3 protein-coding genes and 1 pseudogene are annotated in these 4,052 nt (G+C 65.8%); 2 read left to right on the top strand and 2 right to left on the bottom strand.

Annotated elements, in window-relative coordinates; translation table 11 throughout:
• A pseudogene (locus tag AB0K82_RS07020) lies at positions 1–206 on the bottom strand (NADP-dependent oxidoreductase); the annotation flags it as partial.
• A gap of 341 nt (positions 207–547) precedes the next feature.
• On the opposite strand from AB0K82_RS07020, the gene AB0K82_RS07015 reads away from it, so the two are divergent.
• Positions 548–1,285, top strand: coding sequence for an SDR family oxidoreductase (locus tag AB0K82_RS07015; RefSeq protein WP_364393706.1), 738 nt, complete (start codon positions 548–550; stop codon positions 1,283–1,285).
• A 232-nt stretch (positions 1,286–1,517) separates the two neighbouring features.
• Here the strand turns inward: AB0K82_RS07015 and AB0K82_RS07010 are convergent, their stop codons facing one another.
• Complete coding sequence (locus tag AB0K82_RS07010; RefSeq protein WP_364393704.1) at positions 1,518–2,600, bottom strand: hypothetical protein; 1,083 nt, start codon at positions 2,598–2,600, stop codon at positions 1,518–1,520.
• A 935-nt stretch (positions 2,601–3,535) separates the two neighbouring features.
• On the opposite strand from AB0K82_RS07010, the gene AB0K82_RS07005 reads away from it, so the two are divergent.
• Positions 3,536–4,052 (top strand): hypothetical protein (locus AB0K82_RS07005; RefSeq protein ID WP_364393702.1); only part of this gene is annotated, 517 nt, incomplete at its 3' end.

Raw genomic sequence — 4,052 nt, 5'->3', positions numbered from 1 at the left:
CCGGAGACGTCGAGACCGGGAGTGTGCGGCAGCGTCACCGGGATGGGGCCCTGCATGAAGCCCCCGCGGATGTTGCCGTCGACCGAGTTGAACGACGTCGCGGCGACCCGGATCCGGACCTGGTCGGCGCCGGGGACGGGCTGCTCCACATCCTCGTAGCGGAGGACATCGGGGTCGCCGTACTCGTGGAAACGCACGGCCTTCATCGTGGAGCTCACTTTCGATGGAGAGGGGCATTGCTTCGAACTCGAAGCAGCTAATAGTGACCTTAGGCCCGCTTCGAATTCGAAGCAAGTGTGTGTGTCTGTGCGGTGGGACACAGCCTTCGGAGGGCAGGGTGATCGGTATGCGCACCATGAGAGGCGACGGACGCTAGGACTGGACGCCATGTCCTTCGACCCGGGCATGGCTTCCTAGGAGTGACGGATCCGTCGACGCTCGCCCGGCGAACACGGCCGCGTCGCAGGTGGCGAGGATGCCGGGGCATGCGCCCGGTCGGCGGCTTCACCGCGATCATCTGGCGCGGTGGTCTGGTACACGTTGAATCATGACGGATCTGATCGAACTGACCGGCCGGGCAGTGATCGTCACGGGCGCGTCGTCCGGGATCGGCGAGGCCACCGCGCGGCTGTTGCACGCCGCCGGGGCGTATCCGGTACTGGCCGCGCGCCGGGCCGACCGGCTGGCCGCGTTGAGTGAGGAGCTCGACGGGGCGCTGGCGGTGCCCACCGACGTGACCGACGCCACGCAGGTGCGCGACCTGGTCGCGGCCGCACTGGACCGGCACGGGCGGATCGACGGCTTGGTGAACAACGCCGGCGCCGGCATTCAGGGACCGATCGCCGACATCGATGTCGCCGAGTACCGCAGGATCCTCGACCTCAATGTGGCCGGCCTGGTCGACGTCACCCAGGCAGTGCTGCCGACCATGCGGGAGCGGGGCTTCGGGCGAATCGTAAACGTCAGCTCGGGCACCACCCGCCGGGTCGCGACCGGGGCGGGGGCGTATGCGGCGACCAAGTCGGCGGTGAACATGATCAGCTCGGTGTTGCGAGAGGAACTGGCCGCGGACGGAATCGCGGTGTCGCTGCTGCTGCCCTCGGTGACCGCGACCGAGTTCGGCGACGGCATGTTCAAGGACGGCGTGCCACCCCGGCCGGGGATGGTGGTGCATCGACCGGAGTACGTGGCCGGCGTGGTGCTGCGGCTGCTGCGCACCGGCGAGGATACCTTCGACATCCCGCACGGCCCCGAGCAGCCCGACCGCGCCCGCGTATCCGAATAAGGGGTCACGCGAACGGGGTTGAGGTTCTCACCCCGGAGTGAGGTGCAAGCACGGACTCAGTGATCACGAAGTTGCCGACGCTCCGTGATCACATGAGAGACCGCGCCCGCCCTGCCTTCCCGCGGCCGTCAGTGCATATGCCTCAACAGCGAGCTGTAACGGCGGCCGAAAGATCCTCGTGGCCGCCGTTGTGGGCAGGTGATGATGCTGCTTGGTTCGTTTCGGTCGGTTCTCAGCTCGGCAGTCGGAGGCGTGGAGCGATGGTCTCCAGGAACCAGGCGGTGAATTTGTCGGTGGGGTCGAGTGCTGCGTGCGCCATCGATGACCAGTCCTCGCGGTGGAGGACGGTGAGGTAGCGGTTCAGGAGGACGGTCCGGTGGTCTGGGGACAGGTTCGGGCTGCTGGAGTCCTCTTTGAGGAGGTGGTCAGCGATGAAGGCTGCGGTGAGGTAGCGGTCGCGGGTGGGGTGCTGGCGGGCCAGGTGGGTCACGTGGGCGTCGAGGACGCGACGGACCGGGTGGTAGCCATTCCAGGTCATGCCCATACCGCTGTTGCCGGCCATGATCCGCAGGAGAAGGCCGGTGTGGTCGATCAGTTCGTCGTCGGGATTCTCGGTGGTGATCGCCTCGTGGACGTCAGCAACAAGTGCGACGTCTCCCACGTAATAACCGTTGAGAGAGTCGCCGTCCAAGGCATTGCGCAGGAGCCAGGGCCGGGCTGAATGTCCTCCGAGTTGGCACAGGGCTTCAATGATGTAGACCCGACCCCAGCCGGCGGTTCGCTGGGCCAGCCACAGGAGTGCCTCGCTTCCGTCCCTGCGTCGTTTCAATGCACAGGCGGCGAGTGGGCCGAATGTCTCCGACAATAGGCCGATGTGTCGGATCAGGTCGATGTCGCCGTCGTCCCAATCGGCGGCGAGCAGGGCGAGTCCGATGACTGTAGAGCATTGGTCAGTGCTGTGGCGGACCAGCCATCGGCCGGTTTGCTGGACTCGTTCGCGATCGGCGCGCAACGCCGCGGCGGTGATGTGCTCATTGTGGTGGATGGGCACATCCACGTCGTGGAAGGCCCAGACCAGTTCGTCTGGCATGGCGTCGGGGCGGGCGAAGAACTCGTCTAGAACCGCGGCCGCGCGTACGCCTCGACGGCGCTGGTCATCTGACCATGGGCTCCGTCTGTCATGCGAGCCGCTGTCGGGATAGGGCTTGCCGTCCTGAGGGAGCGCGACGTCAGGGTGGAGGCGATGGAGCTGCAGAGCGTGTTCGTACAGGCTTTTCTGGTTTCCGAGCAGTCCGGGCTCGGGCGTCTCGCTCACAGGCGGACGGAGAACTCGATTCTCTCGATCATGCGCACAGCATACGGAAAATGATTCGTCGATGCGGCCTGGGCTACGGCCGGACTCGATGCTGGCACTGACTCGAACGAGCGAAGCTAGTCCAACATCGCAGCTGAACCCCGGCATAGACAGCTATACCGACGTGATCCGGACAAGCCGCTGTGATCGCCATGCCGAGGACCTTGCAGCCTGATCCGTAGGGCGATCAGGAGCGTCTGCGGGTAAGCAAGCCGTCGTCTGATCGTCACCATGCGCTGAATCACGCTGATCGTGATACCGAAAAGCGGACGGTCGGTTGCTGTCGCCGTTGCTGCCACGAGAAAACCCCGAGAGATGATGTCTCGGGGCTGTTCCTGCAGGTCAGAGAGGTGGGCAGGGGCGGGGTCGAACCGCCGACCTTCCGCTTTTCAGGAGTGACACCCCTGCTCACGGTGCGCGTGCCGAGGTCCGGCGGTGGCCGACGTGTGTCGACGGTAGCTGATGGTAGCGGCCGTCGCTGTCATCATTGCTGTCGGCCTGCCGCCGGGTACGCGGCGAGGTCGGGTAACCACGGCCCGTCGCCATGGTCGCCACCTCTAGGACCGAGTCCATGGCTCATGACGGTCCTGACCGCCGAGTACCCGCCGGCTGGGACGCACACCTGCCGAAATATCCGTCTGTCCATATCTTGGGTGCAGATTTGGACGCGTATCCGGCGAACGTGCGCGCAAAGAGGCGCTGCATTACGCAGACGAGCCATTTGCTGTCGTTGGTCCACCGGGCCGCCCGCCACCTTCGGGCCGAGGCCGGGCCAAGGTCAGGCGGCCGTACGAGGTCACCGCTTGCCCTTCCGAGCGGCCATCGGACAGTAGGCACACATAACCCTGAAAACAAGAGCCGACGACTTAGTCGTCCAGATTGTCGGGAGACTACCGATGAACACTCCTGCTGCTGATTACCGCACCGCGACGGTTCTCCGGCTGAGGGACCTGACCGGCAACAGCAAGAGCCAGATCAGGCAGAAGGCATGGCGGGAGGCGCGCCGGTGCTTCGGCCCGGACGCGCGCATCGAGGTCAACCTCGACCGCCACCTGAGCGACAACCCGCCTGCCCGGCTCAACACCACCGACCGCTTCTTCGCCTCCCACGTCGAGGTCAGGGCGGTCGAGTCCACCACTCGCCCCACGGTCAACGAGAACGAAGGCACGGGCCTCACCCTCAGCGACCTGACCGGCAACACCAAGAGGGAGATCGAGCTGGCGGCGTACGTCGAGGCGCTTCGGTGCTTCGGCCGGCAGGCGCGCATCCAGGTCGAGTTCAAGTGCGGCCTGAGCGACGACCCGCCTGCTCGGCTGAACACCACCGACCGCTTCTTCGCGTCCTTTGTGCAGGTCAGGGCGGTCGAGTCCATCGCTCGCCCCACGGTCAACGAGGACGAGGGCACGCTTCTCA

Origin of the sequence: Actinoallomurus sp. NPDC052274 (genome assembly GCF_040679475.1) — a bacterium.
Taxonomy (GTDB): Bacteria; Actinomycetota; Actinomycetes; order Streptosporangiales; family Streptosporangiaceae; genus Actinoallomurus; species Actinoallomurus liliacearum.
This window is presented reverse-complemented; position numbering and strand designations above follow the sequence as displayed.